Origin of the sequence: Mesorhizobium sp. M1E.F.Ca.ET.041.01.1.1, assembly GCF_003997355.1 — a bacterium.
Classification (GTDB): Bacteria; Pseudomonadota; Alphaproteobacteria; order Rhizobiales; family Rhizobiaceae; genus Mesorhizobium.
Window position 1 is genome coordinate 1 of record NZ_RZSL01000003.1, and the last position, 15,853, is coordinate 15,853.

17 protein-coding genes are annotated in these 15,853 nt (G+C 61.3%); 8 read left to right on the forward strand and 9 right to left on the reverse strand.

Translation table 11 applies throughout. The features are described from left to right. On the forward strand, positions 1–852 hold an 852-nt coding region (gene groEL, locus EOA38_RS00760), incomplete at its 5' end, for a chaperonin GroEL (RefSeq protein ID WP_127298276.1). Between the two features lie 157 nt (positions 853–1,009). Here groEL and EOA38_RS00765 read toward each other — a convergent pair. Beyond that, positions 1,010–2,011 (reverse strand): zincin-like metallopeptidase domain-containing protein, encoded by a 1,002-nt coding sequence (locus EOA38_RS00765; RefSeq protein ID WP_126059319.1) that lies wholly within the window; start codon positions 2,009–2,011, stop codon positions 1,010–1,012. A 611-nt stretch (positions 2,012–2,622) separates the two neighbouring features. Here EOA38_RS00765 and EOA38_RS40065 point away from each other — a divergent pair. Further along, complete coding sequence (locus tag EOA38_RS40065; protein ID WP_245454735.1) at positions 2,623–3,192, forward strand: hypothetical protein; 570 nt, start codon at positions 2,623–2,625, stop codon at positions 3,190–3,192. Positions 3,193–3,198: 6 nt separating this feature from the next. Here EOA38_RS40065 and EOA38_RS00775 read toward each other — a convergent pair whose 3' ends face one another. Next, positions 3,199–4,398 carry a cation:dicarboxylase symporter family transporter gene (locus tag EOA38_RS00775; protein ID WP_306462679.1) on the reverse strand — a complete coding sequence of 400 codons (1,200 nt, stop codon included), beginning with the start codon at positions 4,396–4,398 and terminating at the stop codon, positions 3,199–3,201. A gap of 707 nt (positions 4,399–5,105) precedes the next feature. On the opposite strand from EOA38_RS00775, the gene EOA38_RS00780 reads away from it, so the two are divergent. Continuing rightward, a complete protein-coding gene (locus EOA38_RS00780) occupies positions 5,106–5,495 on the forward strand; it encodes a hypothetical protein (protein WP_024505560.1) in 390 nt (129 codons plus the stop codon). A gap of 189 nt (positions 5,496–5,684) precedes the next feature. Here the strand turns inward: EOA38_RS00780 and EOA38_RS00785 are convergent, their stop codons facing one another. The 3 genes from EOA38_RS00785 to EOA38_RS00790 form a co-directional block, all read right to left on the reverse strand. Next, positions 5,685–5,930, reverse strand: coding sequence for a hypothetical protein (locus tag EOA38_RS00785; protein WP_063169243.1), 246 nt, complete (start codon positions 5,928–5,930; stop codon positions 5,685–5,687). Positions 5,931–6,104: 174 nt separating this feature from the next. Beyond that, complete coding sequence (locus tag EOA38_RS40915; protein ID WP_256754986.1) at positions 6,105–6,239, reverse strand: hypothetical protein; 135 nt, start codon at positions 6,237–6,239, stop codon at positions 6,105–6,107. Then, entirely contained in the window at positions 6,232–6,702 is a 471-nt protein-coding gene (locus tag EOA38_RS00790) for a hypothetical protein (RefSeq protein WP_245454734.1), read from the reverse strand. Before EOA38_RS00790 ends, EOA38_RS40915 begins: the two co-directional genes overlap by 8 nt. A 599-nt stretch (positions 6,703–7,301) precedes the next feature. Here EOA38_RS00790 and EOA38_RS40070 point away from each other — a divergent pair. Next, positions 7,302–7,550 carry a DUF6074 family protein gene (locus EOA38_RS40070; protein WP_063169245.1) on the forward strand — a complete coding sequence of 83 codons (249 nt, stop codon included), beginning with the start codon at positions 7,302–7,304 and terminating at the stop codon, positions 7,548–7,550. Between the two features lie 366 nt (positions 7,551–7,916). On the opposite strand, the gene EOA38_RS00800 is transcribed toward EOA38_RS40070, so the two are convergent. The 4 genes from EOA38_RS00800 to panB form a co-directional block, all read right to left on the reverse strand. Further along, positions 7,917–8,549 carry an acyl-homoserine-lactone synthase gene (locus EOA38_RS00800; protein ID WP_126057769.1) on the reverse strand — a complete coding sequence of 211 codons (633 nt, stop codon included), beginning with the start codon at positions 8,547–8,549 and terminating at the stop codon, positions 7,917–7,919. A gap of 92 nt (positions 8,550–8,641) precedes the next feature. Further along, positions 8,642–9,361, reverse strand: coding sequence for a LuxR family transcriptional regulator (locus EOA38_RS00805; protein WP_126057768.1), 720 nt, complete (start codon positions 9,359–9,361; stop codon positions 8,642–8,644). Positions 9,362–9,459: 98 nt separating this feature from the next. Further along, entirely contained in the window at positions 9,460–10,368 is a 909-nt protein-coding gene (gene panC / locus EOA38_RS00810) for a pantoate--beta-alanine ligase (protein ID WP_024505565.1), read from the reverse strand. Next, on the reverse strand, positions 10,365–11,201 hold the full coding sequence (gene panB / locus EOA38_RS00815) for a 3-methyl-2-oxobutanoate hydroxymethyltransferase (protein ID WP_126063927.1): 837 nt from the start codon (positions 11,199–11,201) through the stop codon (positions 10,365–10,367). Before panB ends, panC begins: the two co-directional genes overlap by 4 nt. A 171-nt stretch (positions 11,202–11,372) precedes the next feature. Here panB and EOA38_RS00820 point away from each other — a divergent pair, with 171 nt between their 5' ends. The 4 genes from EOA38_RS00820 to nadC all read left to right on the forward strand — a co-directional run bounded on the left by EOA38_RS00820 (position 11,373) and on the right by nadC (position 15,793). After that, on the forward strand, positions 11,373–12,335 hold the full coding sequence (locus EOA38_RS00820; RefSeq protein ID WP_126063926.1) for a hypothetical protein: 963 nt from the start codon (positions 11,373–11,375) through the stop codon (positions 12,333–12,335). 62 nt (positions 12,336–12,397) lie between these two features. Then, entirely contained in the window at positions 12,398–13,372 is a 975-nt protein-coding gene (gene nadA, locus EOA38_RS00825) for a quinolinate synthase NadA (RefSeq protein WP_126063925.1), read from the forward strand. Continuing rightward, a complete protein-coding gene (locus EOA38_RS00830) occupies positions 13,369–14,910 on the forward strand; it encodes an L-aspartate oxidase (RefSeq protein ID WP_024505569.1) in 1,542 nt (513 codons plus the stop codon). Before nadA ends, EOA38_RS00830 begins: the two co-directional genes overlap by 4 nt. A 1-nt stretch (position 14,911) precedes the next feature. Beyond that, complete coding sequence (gene nadC, locus EOA38_RS00835) at positions 14,912–15,793, forward strand: carboxylating nicotinate-nucleotide diphosphorylase (RefSeq protein ID WP_024505570.1); 882 nt, start codon at positions 14,912–14,914, stop codon at positions 15,791–15,793. Positions 15,794–15,853 lie beyond the last annotated feature (60 nt).

Here is a 15,853-nt window from a genome sequence, read left to right on the forward strand (position 1 = left end):
GGTGGCCTGAAGATCGCCGCCGTCAAGGCGCCGGGCTTCGGTGATCGCCGCAAGGCCATGCTGGAAGACATCGCCATCCTCACCGGTGGCCAGGTCATCTCGGAAGACCTCGGCATCAAGCTCGAGAACGTCGGCCTCAACATGCTCGGCCGCGCCAAGAAGGTGTCGATCTCCAAGGAGAACACCACCATCGTCGACGGCGCCGGCAAGAAGGCCGAGATCCAGGGCCGCGTTGCCCAGATCAAGCAGCAGATCGAAGAGACCACTTCGGACTACGACAAGGAGAAGCTGCAGGAACGTCTGGCGAAGCTCGCCGGCGGCGTTGCGGTGATCCGCGTCGGCGGTGCGACGGAAGTCGAAGTCAAGGAAAAGAAGGACCGCGTCGATGACGCCCTCAACGCGACCCGCGCGGCCGTCGAAGAAGGCATCGTTGCTGGTGGTGGCGTCGCGCTGCTGCGCGCTTCGGCCAACATCAAGGCCACCGGCGTCAATGCCGACCAGGCCGCCGGCATCAACATCGTGCGTCGTGCGCTTCAGGCTCCGGCCCGCCAGATCGCGGCCAACGCCGGTGCGGAAGCATCGATCGTTGCCGGCAAGATCCTTGAGAACAAGGGCGCGACCTTCGGCTACAACGCCCAGACCGGCGAGTATGGCGACATGATCGCCATGGGTATCGTCGATCCGGTCAAGGTTGTCCGTACGGCTCTTCAGGACGCGGCCTCGGTCGCCGGCCTGCTGGTCACCACCGAAGCCATGATCGCGGAGGCTCCGAAGAAGGAGTCGGCTGGCGGCGGCATGCCTGGCGGCATGGGCGGCGGCGGCATGGGCGGCATGGGCGGCATGGATTTCTAATCCAGCTCTGGCAGCTTTCGCAACGAGAGGGCGGCATCAATGCCGCCCTCTTTTTTTGCGAACCTCGGTCCGATGAACGATCGACGCCAACGCCGGCCATCGGCGTTAGGGCAACCTCAAAAGAACTGTCGAGTTGGTTGCGCGCGGCTTTGCGTCATCAGAGGCGCAAGGCGGTCGCGTGTGAGGATTGCGCGCTCCCATAGGCGGTTTCGGCATGTGCCTCGCCTTCGACATCGACATTGCGGCCAAGCAGGAAATCGGCGGCTTTCGAGGCATGGCTTGCGGCGCGGAAGATGGCGCGGTTGTCCTCGCGCAAAACCGTCAGCCATGAGCCGATGTAGTCGGCATGGCGCACGCTCGGCTCGATGCCGAGACTGCTGCAGATGAAGGCTGATGCGATTTCGGCGACCAGTTCCTCGCGCGCATAGGTGTTGGACCCGAAGGAGCCGGACAGGTCGCGCGCGAGTCGCCTCGGGTGGCCGGTCCAGTGTCCAAGCTCGTGAAAGCAGGTCCGGTAATAGTCGATCTGGTGGAAGAAAGCCGGCTGCGGCGGCACCTGTATGGTGTCGCTGCCGGGCATGTAGAAGGCGCGCTCGCCGCCGATGCGAAAATCAGCGCCGGTTGCATGAATGAGCGCCTCGGCCTGCGGGACCATCTCGCGCTCAGGCAGAGGCTCGCCGGCGGCGTAAAGATGTTCGGGCAGATTATCGCACTGCGCGACATCGAAGACGGTGAAGCGCTTCAGGAAGGGCACCGCCTGCGGTTCGTCGCCATCGGTGTCGGCGCGTTGCTTTTCGTTCTTGGGAACAAAGCGGTCAGCGTGAACGATGGTGGTGCCGTGCTCGCCCTTCCTGACATTGCCGCCAAGCGAAAGCGCCTGCCGGAAGGTGAGCCAGTTCTGGCTGGGGAAACCGCGCTCGATGACCGCGCCCCACAGGATCAGGATATTGATGCCGGAATATCGGCGCTGGGTGGCCGCATTCCGCGGCAGGCCGAGGCCTGTCCTTGCCCTGCCCCACGGCTTGACCCATGGCACGGTGCCGCGCTCCAGTTCGGCAATGATGCGGTCGGTGATTTCCTGATAAAGGCTGGCGCCGGTGCGCCCGCCACTGTCTGCGCCAGCCTGTCGGCTGCCGCAACGTTTGTTGTTTGCACGCATCGTGATGTCCTCCGCTCTACAATCGCGCGCCCTCCCCGGAAGCGGGGTGGGCGGCAAAAGCGACCGGAAAGGCCCGCCGTCGGAGGCGGACTGCATCAGCAGGACCGGAACGGAGTGGAGGACCCGAAAGCGACAAGCGAAGGGTTGCGGGACGCCGCGGCGGGCCTAGAAGGGAGTGCTGCCCACCCTGCGCCAGGGGGAAGGCCACAATAGAAAGACGCCGGCCGACAGGCCGGCGACCGTCAGCAGCCGAAGGCTGCCCCGCGCCAGGGGGCGATGCCGCAGGGCCAAGACCGCCTGAGCTTGCCGAAGAAAAGCGGGCTCGGTTCACGAGCACCCGGCCAGCGACTTCAGGCGCGGGCGCTCAGGATTGTTGTTGGCGCCCACGGCAGCTGGATGACCGCAACAAGATTACGAGGAGCGACAGCAAAGCCAGCTGCCACAAACGGCACGCTCCGGCAACAACAGCGTGGCCGGTCTACAGATGCTGCCCCGCACGAGAGCCAGCACGCTTTGAGCGCGCATCGGCGATGCAAGCGTTGCAAGCTGGCCATGTCCACAAGGTCGGCGACCACTATATCGCCGACCACCAACGCGGGCGTACCGTCTAAGTGCAGACCTTTCGCGAGTGCGCGGACCGCGCATTTCATCTGCGATGGCCGGATCTTGCATTCCCGCTTGAGCTGCTCAACGTCAAGGCCTACACGCGCTGCGATCTTGAGAGTGACCCTTCAACTGGGGGAAATCATAAGGGCGCGGTGGAATTCGTCGAACTTTCCCTGTTTTCTCGAGGCGAGTGCGGCGAAGGCTGGGAATTGGGAATCCGGTCCCAGGACCGGGAACTGTTTGATCACAAGCTTCAGATTGGGTTCATGCTTGAAGGCTTTTTGGTAGTTGATATCAGCCAGTCTGCAATGCGGACAGTTGTGGTAGTCATTGAATATGACCAGAACGGCATCGCCTTGCGGGTTGCCGGCGATTGGCGAAGGAGATCGTTGTCGAATGCGCCGCTCCACTTTTGCCTGTCGGTCGACCACGCCTGCCGGTGCAGGTTCGCGCTATATTGGCTCGCCAGCAAGGCGAGGAGTAAAAGAAGAGCTGCGACAGTGATGGCAGTCGGCTTAGACATGAGTCTCCAATCCATGGACGGCGTGGCAGCAACGGCCGCCTTTTTGGTGTAAAATGGGTCAGTTTTGATCGTGCCCCGCAGTTGCTACAGGCGCACAGGTGCCGGTGCGATCTGGCGGTTTCTCAAATACGGCTTTGCGCCATCGGGTCCACCCCAATAGCTGAGCGTCGTTCGCACGGGGAATTGTGTTCACCACGCCGGGCGACTTGACCGTCCACCGCCGGAGCGCTGAACGGTCCGCTAGTGAGGCGCTCCCCGAATCGTCGTTTATCCCGCTCGCCCCGGACCGGGTGACAGCCAGCGTTGCCGCTACGCTGCGGAGAAAAACCGTCAGCGCGTGGCATTCGGACATAAGCTGATCGACGCCAAGAATAAGCCCCACGGAGGTGACCGGTGCGGCCGGAACAAGAAAGAGCGTTGCAGCCATTGTGACGAGGCCTGCACCGGTAATGCGGGTTGTTCCGTTCGAAGGGAACAATGCGACAAACAGCATGAGGATCCGGCAGCCGATCGGGAGATCAGTTTTCGTCGCTTGGGCGATGAAAAGGGCGGCGAGCATCATATTCGTGCCGTCCAGATTGAATGGAATGAGACCCACGACCGAATGCGTGGCGCCGGCCCTTTCCATCTTCTCCATGAGCGAGGCCAGCGCGGCCTCTGAGGAGGACATTGCGAGCAGCAGCTCGTCCTTGATGTATCGGACGAGAGAGAAGAGCGAGCGGCCGTTGTAGCGGCAGACCGCGCCGAACAGGACCGAGAGGAACAAGACTTGCAGGATGTCGCCTTCCGCGAAGGCATTGGCAATCGTTGACGGGATGATGTTCATCAGGAAGCTGGTCACGGACTGCTCGTGAGCCGTGGCCACATAGCCCTTAACGGCTTGGACATCGAGCGAGGCCGGATCGATGTTGAGGCCGGCGCCAGGCTGAACGATATTCGCGACAATCAGCCCGACAACAAAAGCGAGCGTCGAAAAGGTGAGAAAATAGACCATCGCCTTGGCGGCAACTCGGCCGACCTTCTGCAGATCGCTCATGCCGGCAATGCCGGTCGCCATTGTCAGGAAGATGACAGGTACGGTGATTATCTTGACGACATCGACGAAGGCATCGCCGAGCGGCTTCAGGCTGTGGCCGGTCTCCAAATGGAAATAGCCGATTGCGGCACCCAGGATTATGGCGGCAAGTACCTGCACGTAGGTCCGGGCAAAATGGCGCTTGCGGGGCGCTGCGATCGCGCGGGGAACTCTTGGAACCAACACCGTCTCTCTCCTTGACCGGATCGGGGTGGGGCTCCTCCCTCTCCCATGCAGTGCTCCGGTCGAACGCTGCGCCCACTTCGGCGCAAACGATGTGCCAAATAGCAAAGAGGGGAAAACGCGCAGGACCTCACGCAATGCTTGCGATTCGCTCTCCCACACTCGTGCAGTGGTTGCCTGTCGCAACTATGGAAGGGTCGATTCTTGGGAACTCCAAAGGCCGCTCTTTGCGTCGAGCAGCTTGGCTGCCTGGAAGGTTCCCTCTTTGCCTTGCGGTCTGCGAGCTGAGTCCAGATCGTCATCATTTGGCTGCGCGCCGCACGGGGCTCGAAAGATTCAATCGAGGACGGGTCCTCTTGGAAAACGGGGGCAGCGTTGGTCAAGCCCTTCCACCCTGCTGTCCCAATGGTGTTCAGAAGCTCAGTTCACGATCAAGCGATGGATCAGCGTCATCTGGCGTTTGCGCCATCGCGGCGGCGTTGCAACGGGTCTGCCAAAGATGAGAAGGCCGCGAGGCAGGGTCCGAGACCTAGACTCCAACCTCATAGCGCGCTCGGCTCGCGTTCGGAAGGTTCGAACCGCAGCACGATCAGGTGGCGACACCGTTGGTCGGAACCGGAACCCGACGAATGATCGTTCGTGACCGACATCTGTGAACAAGCAGTATGTGTCATTGCAATCACCACCCGTTGCGCGGAAATGCCCATATGGCCGTGAATGAACTGGATTTGGTGATTTTCCAGATGGCGGTGGAAAGCGTCCGCTTGCTCTCTTCAAGCTTTGATGAGAAGGCGGCTGAGATAGCCACGAGGAGCCGTGGTAGCCTTCTTTTTGACGTGCGGGTGGACGGTGACCTGGAGGTCCAGCGAGTCGCAGCCATTGGATATCCAGGCGACAAGATCGGTGTGGTGGCATTGGACCGAGAGGGCCTTGTTAGCTGTTGTTGCCTAGTCAATGGCACCTTCTCACCTTTCATTGCACCGTTGGAGAACTGGACCAGCATGCCCCTTTCGATGCAGGCCCAGATCGATGTCACAGGCTATGCGAGGCTCCTTCTGGCCGCCTTGCGAAATGCTGGACATATGCTGGACAGGTAGCATCGCGATGATGTCTGTGATGAGATGGTGCAAACGGCTGGATGAGGCGATCGCTTGCTGGCAGCTTTGGCAACAAAGCGATCGGTGAGTTCGCAATGCTGGAACACGTCCTTTAGACTCTGCAGTTAAGTTAGCGGACTACCATCTGACGAATGCCCTCTGACAGTCTGCATGGCGCGGCATGCCCTCTTAGGAATGCAGCCGTGGTTCTACACCATCGGCTGTTTTTGTGTCGAAGGCGACGGGCACGCCATGAACGAAGGAAGCGGCCGCCAACAGTTCCTCCAACTCGCGGTCGGTGGCCTTGCATGCCGGCATTAGTGTTCGGATGGCGCGGATCGCCTGCGCCATGGAGAGAAAGCGGACCCTTCCCCTGGAAAGGACATAGGCTTCTGCGGCTTTTTCGACGGTGACGGTGTGAAACGAATTGGTCATGACGAATTCCTCCCTGAACCCTGACCAACCCGACTTATGGCACGAATTCGACCGCCTTCAAGCCTATGTCCGATTGCGGACAATAGCTGCGATTCGTTCAAAACCGCTGATGCTTTTGGGCGACCTGGTGAGGGGCAAGGAGACGTCGGCTGAACCCGTTTCAACCGACATGCTTCAGGCAGCGGCCAGGCCGAAATAACGCTGCTCCTCCTTGTCATAAGCGCCATGTGTGAGCTTTATCAATCCGGCACGGTCGATGATCGTGATCTCGCCGCGCTTGGCGTGCACCAGTCCTCGATACTCAAGCATTTGCAGGGCCGTGGTGACCCCGGGCGGTGGGCGCGAGCATGGTCGCCAGAAATTCATGCGTCGGGAGGATCTTATCTCCTTCCGCACGGTCGTGGACCATCAGCTGCCAGCGGGCCAGCCGTTCTTCGATCTTGGAGTGGCCATTGACCAGTGCCGTCCGGCATGATTGGACGAGGAACGCGTGGGCATAATCCAGCACTGAGGTGCGAAGCGACGGGCTAATCGCAGGGCGAAGGTTTTCAACCGGCAGGCGCCAGGTAGTGCTTTCCTTTCCGAGAATGACGGCAATTCCTTTCATCCCGTCATAGCCGACAATGCCGACTTCACCTTGCCGCCCGCCGGTCATGGTGGCGACCACCGACGCGATGCCCCTCTCGGGAAAATATACGTTCTTGATCGGCTGATGCGCGACCTCCAACTGGTCCTTGATGCCCGGTTCGACGTGATGCAGCGATGGTCGCAAAAGCGCGAAGTCCTGCGGGGTGAGGGCTTCAGCACCTGGTCGCGAAAGAGGGATCGGGCAAGGCTCTCTTCCAACGGGGCAAGAGCGCGTACGTCTTACTGTCGGCTGCACCGAAGTAAATGCCGGCCGATGCCAAAGCATAGGCTTCGAAACGCGCGATTGCAAAGCCCTGTCGGGGCAGTGCAGTCATGCTAGAAGTCGCGCCGCCTACGATAGGCAGCGGATGACATGATTCCCTTCTGCGGCGGCCACCAAGAACGGCTCGGGCACGCTTTAATCGTTCATACACAAGCTCGCAGGAATGTAAGCAGCGGAACAATCGGGTGATTCGTACCGCCCTGCCCTTTCAGAGATCAAGTCATTGGACGTCAATTCGGCTGGAACGCCTCGTCGAACGGCCCAGGAAAATGCAGCCGGATGAGCAATGGTGGTTCACCTTATGTGCGGTCCCGGATATGCGGTCCGGCGGCTCATCTCCCAATAGCTTGTCGATGGGGAAGTGGAACTCGTCATGTCGCCGCGAACCGTCACCGCGCTAGCGGGGCTCTTTTGAAGACGCCGGTGTTTTTCTTTGTGGAACTGAATCTGTGAGGTGATTGATGCATGAATCAAACATTTGCGTATTTCCGCTGCATCGGCGACGTATATTGGTCGAAAGTATCGCCCAGGCCCTCGAGACCAAGAACGGCGAGGCGGCGAGTGCGTTCTGGCGCTGTGCTGCCAAGAAAATGCTCATTCAATTGTCCGATGTAGGAATTGCGCCAGAGCTCGCTGCGCAGGAGGTTGGAAGCCTTCTTCATGCGGTCTTGGACGACATGGCCAACCGAACGGTAATGCACAAAGCATAGGCTCGGGCGCTGTTGGACCGCGCGTCAGCTCGGGTCCTTATCAGGGGACTGCTCCGACTGGCCGACGGTCCGGCCAAACCGGCATACCGGCAAAGGTTTGAGGTTGCGATCGCTCACGGCGGCCGGTCCAATATTCTAAGACGACCTCAGAAGCCACGTTGGCTTCTTTGGACGAAGCGGAGGGGCGCCATTTTGGCGTGCTCACGCTGGACTGCGGGTTGCGCCTACGGAAATCCAAAGTCCGGCCGCGCGAGCCAATCGACCGGAACAGTCGAAAGCTCGTGGGGGCGGGTCCGCTCACCCTCACGGCGGCGGTGGCGGCCGTGAGCAGACTTAACTCAAGTCACGGCTGAGCATCCGCAGGCGCTATGCCGATTGGATGAGAACTGGTTGCCACAACACCGGCCCGTTGAGGCGTCCCCTCCAGCGGATGCGCAAGAGACTGGCGTAGGAAATATCGAGGAAGCCGGCGACTGCCTCGGTGTTGCCGACCTGCTTGGGCTGTCCGATACGTGACAACGGCCAGGTGGCGAGACGAAGGATCCTTTCGATGCGCGTATCTGTCACCGTTACGATCCCGGAGAGATTGTTGGCCAAGCCGAATTCGATGATCCCCGCGAAGAGCTCGTAGGTTGCTTGGGCCAGGCCGCCAGCTGCCTTCGGCGCTGTCGCAGGGAGATCGAGCGCGAAACGACTACTCTCCCAGATATCGGCACTCGCAGGGACCACCATCTCATCCAGCAGCGTCGGAAACGTATCGCGCAACATTGTCGGTCCGGTGGTCGGCAAAAGGCGGACGCAGCCGCAAGTTCGCCAATCGGACCCCTTGAGAAGCAGGTAGACGGGGTTCAGGCTGTCAAACGGGTCCGTTTCCATTTCGCCTTCGGTCTGCACTTCCCAATCGAGCCGCTTCTTGAAAACCCGATACCTAAGTCCGTGCATTTCCTTGAGTTCGCTCGCAAACTCGGCGTAGCAGTCGGGTGTTATCAGCTGCATCATTGTCGTCTCCGTGCGGGATGTGTCCACGCAATCGAAGGGCAAAGCCGTCATGAATGCAGCCTGTAGACCTTTACAGCTAGACTTGGAGAGGATCAGGATCTCGCCCGAGCAGCCATCCGCACTACGGCCTGGTTGATGGTTCGCACGCCAAGCTTCGCCTTGGCGTTTTCCTGATGGAAGGTCACGGTGCGTTTCGAGACACCGAGAATCTGGCTGATATCCCAGGCCGACTTGCCGCACGCCGCCCATTTCAGGCACTCGAACTCCCGCCGGGTGAGCGTTATGCCATCTACCACGCAATCTTCGGCGAGCCTGCGCCGGGCATGGATATGAACGTTGATCGCAACCAGTTGCATTGCTTTTTCGTAGCGCGTCAGCGACCTCAGAAATGGCGGATGCGCCTCGTTGGAGGCGAAGGTCAGTGCGGCGAACCGGCCGCGATGATCATGCATCGACATGGTCAGTCCGCCGCGAATGCCGAACTCAGCTGCTTTTTCCAGGACTTCCTGCTGAGAGGTCGGCAAATAACGGTGATCGCGGTCCACACCCCAGTCGAAGGTATCCCAGCCCCGCAGTCCCCGCAGGATCACGGGATCCACGCTGTGGTAGCGCTGTTGCAGGTAATGTGATGTCCATGATGATGGATAATTCGAGATCAATCGCGGCCTGTCGCCGGAAGCGGATGGGTAGGTGAAATAAGCGAAGAGCGGAAAGTCGAACCCGGCTGCGGCGGACGCCATTGCCTCATGGAGATCGACGGCATCGACGCTTGCAGAGAGTTGCTCGACCAAGGTTTCAAATACGCGATGCATCTGCGCTTAGCGTACCTCGCGGAGGTTGCTGGAAGCCGACGGAGACGTGGTTCTAAATGATGGCCTGTCCCTGCAGGGCATACGACGCGCCGCCGTCATCACCGCAATTGCTGTGCTGCTTCCGATTGGAGAGAGCTCCGCCCACCTGACCAACTACCGATGGGTGATATTGCGACGTTATCGATGAGCCGCGTGTCGCCAAGCCAAGCCGCAGCAAGCAAGCGTGCCGGTCGGTCAAGGCTTGCTAACGATTGCAGGTCTGTTTCTCCGCGCAGCTCCAGGTATTCGAGCTCGCGATAGCCGGCAGCCAGAATTGCTGCACGCGCTTCATCAAGCGTAGGCAGGATGGGGGAGCCGCGTGCAAGCCGCTCGGCCGTATCGAGCAGGACCGATGCTAGTTTTGGGGCAATGGCGCGTTGGGCTGGGGAGAGCCGCACGTTACGCGACGATAGCGCAAGACCATCGGCTTCGCGGACTGTCGGACAGGGCACAATAGTGATCGGAATGTCGAGATCCCGGACCAAGCGCCTGACAAGCTGAAGTTGCTGAAAATCCTTTTCGCCAAAAAAGGCGAAGTCAGCGCCGGCCTGCAGGAAGAGCTTGGCCACGACCGTCGCCACGCCATTGAAATGGCCGGGCCGGAATGCGCCGCAAAGGCATTCGCTGATGCCGGACACTGAAACGGCCGTGGCGAAGCCCACCTGGTACATTTCCTCTGTGTCCGGCACATAGAGCAGATGCGTGCCCAGCAGAGCGAGCTTGGCAGCATCGTCGCTTTCCGTCCGAGGGTAGGCAATCAGGTCGGCGGGGCTGTTGAACTGCTTGGGGTTTACGAACAGCGTCACGATCACCCGCTCGGCCCTTTCGAGCGCCTTCCGCACGAGGCTCAGATGCCCGTCGTGCAAGGCTCCCATGGTCGGCACAATACCGATCGTGGCACCCGAGCGACGCCATTGCGCAACGACGCCGCGCAGCTCGCTCACGGTTCGAGCGATCGGCACGCTCATGTGAAGTCACCGGCCTTCAAGGCGTTGACATAGAGATGTTCGACCGCCGGAAAGTGCCGGTTCCGCACATCGGTGGCGTAAGCGGCGATTGCCGCCTCAGCCTGCTCACCGAGCTCGGCATAGCGTTTGACGAACTTCGGCCGAAATGAGGTGAAGAGCCCGAGCATATCGTGGCTCACCAGAATCTGGCCGTCGCAAGCTGGCGAGGCACCGATGCCGATTGTGGGTATGTCGATATCGGCGGTTATCTGCCGTGCAAGCTGCTCCGGTATCTTTTCCAGCACCAAGGAGAAGGCGCCCGCTTCGGTTACCGCCCTGGCGTCGCGCCTGATCCGCTCTGCATCGGCTCCCCGGCCCTGCACACGATAGCCTCCAAACGTGTTTACCGCCTGCGGCGTCAGGCCCACATGGGCCATGACAGGTACGCCGCGCGCGGTAAGGAAGCGGATGGTTTCCGAGATGGTCTCGCCGCCCTCGATCTTTACCGCTGAACAACCGGTCTCACCCATCACGCGCGCAGCGTTGCCGAAAGCGTGCTCTGGGCTTTCCTCGTAGGAACCGAAGGGCAGGTCGACGACCATCAGCGCGTGTTCAAGGCCGCGGCGAACGGCCTGTCCGTGCATGATCATCATGTCGAGCGTGACCCCCAGCGTCGACGACAGGCCGTGCAGCACCATGCCGACGCTGTCGCCGACAAGAACGATGTCGCAGTGGCGATCGAGCAGCCTCGCGACCGGCGTGGTGTAGGCCGTCAAGCATACAAGTGGCGTCTGGCCTTTTCGCGATCGAATATCTGGAGGAGTCATCCCTTTTATCTCACCAGCCGCGCTCAACCGAGGCCCCTTCCCTTACGTTACCAACAGCGGGTGTCGCGTTTGGCATATTTTTGTGCGACTGCGAAGAGCTAAAAACAGCGCTTGAGTACTCTGGTGTTGACGTGCTGGCTTCCAAGGTTACATTCAATCGATTAAGGCGCTCCGTTGGGCCAACCCGCTTTCGCAAACATGGATCCTCAGACAAGAAGAACCAAGAAAGGCAAAGCCGCCGTCAAAGCTGACGAAGCCAAAGTGGACCTGACTGCCGTCGTGGTCGCCGTAAACGACAGTGAGCCCTGTGTCCTCACAGTCGGTCATGCGGACACCCTCCCTTCTGGACCTTTTGCCCTTGAGCATCGATCACTGCAGTCGGGTTTGAGGGGGTGGGTGGAGCAGCAGACCGGCCATGCACTTGGATACATCGAGCAACTCTACACCTTCGCCGATCGCGATCGCATCGGCACTGAGCGCCACCAGCGCGTCATCTCAATCAGCTATCTCGCATTGACCAGGAAGGAACAGGCAACGAACTCGGCCGCGTGCGGCTGGCAAAGTTGGTACGAATATTTTCCCTGGGAGGACCACCGCTTCGGCACGCCGCCTGTGCTGCTCGATAGATTGCGGCCCCGCCTGATTGAGTGGGCCGGCGGCGCCAGCGAGCCGACCACTCAACGCGAGCGCCGGCAGCGCGCTGCGATAGCCTTCGGCTTCGACGACCGCCATTGGAACGAGGAACTCACGCTCCAACGCTACGAGTTGCTCTATGAAGCTGGTCTGATTGAGGAGGCCGGTGGCGGCAGGGACGCGATTGCGGCCGCGGCTGGCAAACCAATGGTCGCTGACCACCGTCGTATTCTGGCAACCGGGATCGCGCGGCTGCGTTCGAAGATCAAATACCGGCCGGTCGTGTTCGAGCTTATGCGGCCTTCCTTCACGCTGCTGCAACTGCAGCGAACCGTGGAAGCTTTGGCTGGCAGGCTGATCAACAAGCCGAACTTCCGGAGATTGGTCGAGCAGCAGGAACTTGTTGAGGAGACCGGGGAGACCTCCCTCGACACGGGCGGCCGACCGGCGAAGCTTTATCGCTTCCGGCATGCCGTCCTCGACGACAGGGCTATCGCCGGGACAAAATTACCGCTGGCGCGGGCTTGACATACTTATAGTCAAGGTAGATATATTCCCTTATTGTCAAACCGAATATAATCGAGGCGCCAATGACTGGGGCGTTACCTATGGCTGCGTCCCTGTATGAGCGTGTCCGGCGGGTGATCCCACCCGTTGAATGGCTCGCGTTCGCCGGCGATATTGAAGCCATCTTAGCGCTGAAGCGTGAGCGCAATGCGGTGGTGCTGGCGCACAATTACCAGACGCCCGAAATTTTTCATTGCGTGGCAGACATCGTCGGCGACAGCCTGGCGTTGGCCCACAAGGCGGTGACGGTCGACGCCGACATCATCGTGGTTGCCGGCGTTCATTTCATGGCCGAGACGGCAAAACTGCTCAATCCGAACAAGACCGTGCTCATCCCGGATCTCCGCGCCGGCTGCTCGCTGGCCGAATCGATCACGGCAAACGACGTGCGGCTAATGCGGCTGCGGTATCCGGGGGTCCCCGTTGTTACTTACGTCAACACTTCCGCCGCCGTAAAAGCGGAGTCCGACATCTGCTGCACGTCCGGCAACGCCAAGGCGGTGGTGGAATCGCTTGGCGTGGCGCGTGTGCTGATGCTCCCGGACGAATATCTGGCGAGGAACGTGGCAGCCGATACAGACGTCGAGATCATCGCCTGGAAAGGCCATTGCGAGGTGCATGAGCGCTTCACCGCAGCAGACATCCGGGAACTGCGCGATGCCCATCCAGGCGTCATCGTGCTGGCCCATCCAGAATGCCCACCAGACGTTGTCGCGGAGGCGGAGTTCTCCGGCTCGACCGCGGCGATGTCGGATTATGTCGAGCGTGAGAAACCGACGCGTGTCGTCCTTCTGACCGAATGTTCGATGAGCGACAACGTCGCGGTCGCGCATCCCGACGTCGAGTTCGTTCGCCCATGCAATCTGTGCCCGCACATGAAGCGCATCAACCTGGCCAACATTCGCGCCGCACTCGAGCAGAACCGGCATGAGGTCCGGATTGATCCCGAAATTGCCGGCCCCGCCCGCCGCGCGGTCGAGCGCATGCTTTCCCTATGAGTCTGGAGGTTCGCGACATCGCCGGGGCGCCGGTCGTCATCGGCGGCGGCATTGCCGGCCTGATGACGGCGCTTCATCTGGCGCCGGAACCGGTCGTGCTTTTGACCAACGCGCCGCTTGGAACCGGAGCCTGCAGTGAACTTGCCCAGGGCGGTCTTGCGGCAAGTCTCGGGGGCGACGACGGCCCAGATTTTCACCTTTGCGACACGATAGCTGCCGGCGACGGACTCTGCGATGAGGCCACGGTGCGGCGAGTGGTACGAGCTGCACCCGAAGCGATTAGGACGATCCAAAGGTTCGGCGTCGACTTCGACCAGCACCCTGACCGCGCGTTGCGACTTGGGCTCGAGGCGGCACACTCGCGACGGCGAATTGTGCATGCAGCCGGCGACGCCACCGGTCGCGAGTTGGTGCGCGCGCTCGTCGCCGCGGTTCGGCGTACAGCCTCGATCACCATTATCGAAAATGTGGAGGTCCGCCGGCTGGTCGTGCAGGACGGGTCGGTCATCGCCGTGGTCGCAGCAGGACGAGCCGGCGCGCTCGCTCTGCCCACGCGTCGCGCGGTGCTGGCGACCGGCGGCGTCGGCGGGCTGTTTTGCGACACGACAAACCCCGCTGGCTCATGGGGTCACGGGCTGGCGCTCGCCGCATGGGCGGGGGCGGAACTCGCCGACTTGGAATTCATACAGTTCCATCCAACTGCGCTCGACGGTCCGCGCCGGCCGATGCCGCTGGTGAGCGAAGCCGTGCGTGGCGAAGGCGCGGTGCTCATCGATGAGCGAGGAGAGCGCTTCCTCGCCGACACACCTGGCGGTGAACTTGCGCCTCGCGACGTCGTAGCGCGCGCCATTTGGCACCAGCTTGCCGTTGGACGCCGCGTATTCCTGGACGCACGGCAAAGTCTCGGCCCGAGATTTGGCAAGCGTTTTCCAGGCATCGCCGAATTGTGCCGGAGCGCAGGAATCGACCCCGCGACCGACCTGATCCCGGTGCGCCCGGCGGCACATTATCACATGGGCGGCGTCGCCGTAGACAGCGCCGGCCGCAGCTCCATCGAGGGATTGTGGGCCTGCGGTGAGGTGGCCTGTACCGGCCTGCACGGCGCCAACCGCCTGGCCAGCAACTCGCTCACCGAAGCGGCGGTCACCGCGAGCTGGGTTGCCGAAAGCGTTGCCGGCACGTCGTATACCCGGCGACCGCGCAGATGCTCCACATTCGTCCCTCCACGACCAGACGCTTCCGTGGTCCGCCCGATTGTCTCCGCCGCCCTGGGTATCATCCGCGACGGCGAGGCAATGCGCGAAGCGGTGGCGACCCTGCTGCCGATCGCAGCCAATAGTGTCGCTGCCTCTGGTCCGGCTTTGGTCTCACTGATGATCGCCGCGGCGGCCCTGAGGCGGGAAGAGAGTCGAGGCGCGCACTGTCGGTCCGATTTCCCGCTCCACGATGCCAACGTGCGCCCATCACGGCTGACACTGCACAGCGCAATGCGGGCCGCGGCCGCACTCGATTGCCGGGCTACCATACGGAGCACTTGATATGACTTCATTCTCCCCCCTCCCCGCGACCCTGATCGAACCGATTGTGCGCGTTGCGCTCCTCGAAGACCTGGGCAGATCCGGCGACCTGACCACCGATGCGGTTATCCCGTATGATTGCACTGCCACGTTGGTGCTCAAAGCGAGGCAGGCGGGCGTCGTTGCCGGGCTCGATCTGGTCTCGTATGCCTTCCTTCTCGTGGAACCGGCGATCAACATCCAGATCTGGCGCCCTGATGGCAGCGAGGTTGGGGCCGGGGAAACCATTGCAAGATTGTCCGGACCCGCACGAGGCCTGCTCACGGCCGAACGCACGGCCCTCAATTTCTTATGCCGGCTGAGCGGCATTGCCACTGCCACAGCGGCCATGGTTGAGGCCGTGCGCGGTCACAAGGCGAGGATTGTATCGACGCGAAAGACGACGCCCGGGCTGCGGGCATTGGAGAAATACGCCGTGCGCGTCGGCGGCGGTGCCAATCACCGGTTCGGCCTCGATGACGGCGTGCTCATAAAGGACAACCACATCGCGATCGCCGGCGATATCCGCACAGCAATAGAGCGGGCGCGCGCCGCAGCAGGGCATATGGTGAAGGTCGAGGTCGAGGTCGACACGCTGAAGCAGCTCGATGCAGCGCTCGCGATTGGTGTTGACGCGGTGCTGCTCGACAATATGTCGGTCGAGGATCTTGCCCGCGCGGTTTCTATAGTGGATGGCCGTACGATCACCGAGGCGTCCGGTCGGGTGATGCCGAAAACGGCGGCGGCGATTGCGGCGACCGGTGTCGATCTCATCTCCATGGGTTGGCTGACGCACAGCGCCCCGATCCTCGACATCGGCCTGGACATGCCGGACCACCAGAACATCTGCAAGCACTTGAACTGAGGATTACGGCGTGAGGAGCAACATCAGCTCGGCAGGCGTAGGAGGTGCTGGAAAGACGTG

Excerpts from the sequence above, each read along its gene's own strand:
- EOA38_RS00805 (WP_126057768.1), bottom strand. The coding sequence starts at position 9,361 with ATGCATCGCGTATTTGAAACCTTGGTCGAGCAACTCTCTGCAAGCGTC.
- panC (WP_024505565.1), bottom strand. The coding sequence starts at position 10,368 with ATGAGCGTGCCGATCGCTCGAACCGTGAGCGAGCTGCGCGGCGTCGTT.
- nadC (WP_024505570.1), top strand. The coding sequence starts at position 14,912 with ATGACTTCATTCTCCCCCCTCCCCGCGACCCTGATCGAACCGATTGTG.
- EOA38_RS00785 (WP_063169243.1), bottom strand. The coding sequence starts at position 5,930 with ATGACCAATTCGTTTCACACCGTCACCGTCGAAAAAGCCGCAGAAGCC.
- EOA38_RS40915 (WP_256754986.1), bottom strand. The coding sequence starts at position 6,239 with ATGCTTGAGTATCGAGGACTGGTGCACGCCAAGCGCGGCGAGATCACG.
- nadA (WP_126063925.1), top strand. The coding sequence starts at position 12,398 with ATGACTGGGGCGTTACCTATGGCTGCGTCCCTGTATGAGCGTGTCCGG.
- EOA38_RS00830 (WP_024505569.1), top strand. The coding sequence starts at position 13,369 with ATGAGTCTGGAGGTTCGCGACATCGCCGGGGCGCCGGTCGTCATCGGC.
- EOA38_RS00800 (WP_126057769.1), bottom strand. The coding sequence starts at position 8,549 with ATGATGCAGCTGATAACACCCGACTGCTACGCCGAGTTTGCGAGCGAA.
- EOA38_RS00820 (WP_126063926.1), top strand. The coding sequence starts at position 11,373 with ATGGATCCTCAGACAAGAAGAACCAAGAAAGGCAAAGCCGCCGTCAAA.
- EOA38_RS40070 (WP_063169245.1), top strand. The coding sequence starts at position 7,302 with ATGCATGAATCAAACATTTGCGTATTTCCGCTGCATCGGCGACGTATA.
- EOA38_RS00765 (WP_126059319.1), bottom strand. The coding sequence starts at position 2,011 with ATGCGTGCAAACAACAAACGTTGCGGCAGCCGACAGGCTGGCGCAGAC.
- EOA38_RS00780 (WP_024505560.1), top strand. The coding sequence starts at position 5,106 with ATGGCCGTGAATGAACTGGATTTGGTGATTTTCCAGATGGCGGTGGAA.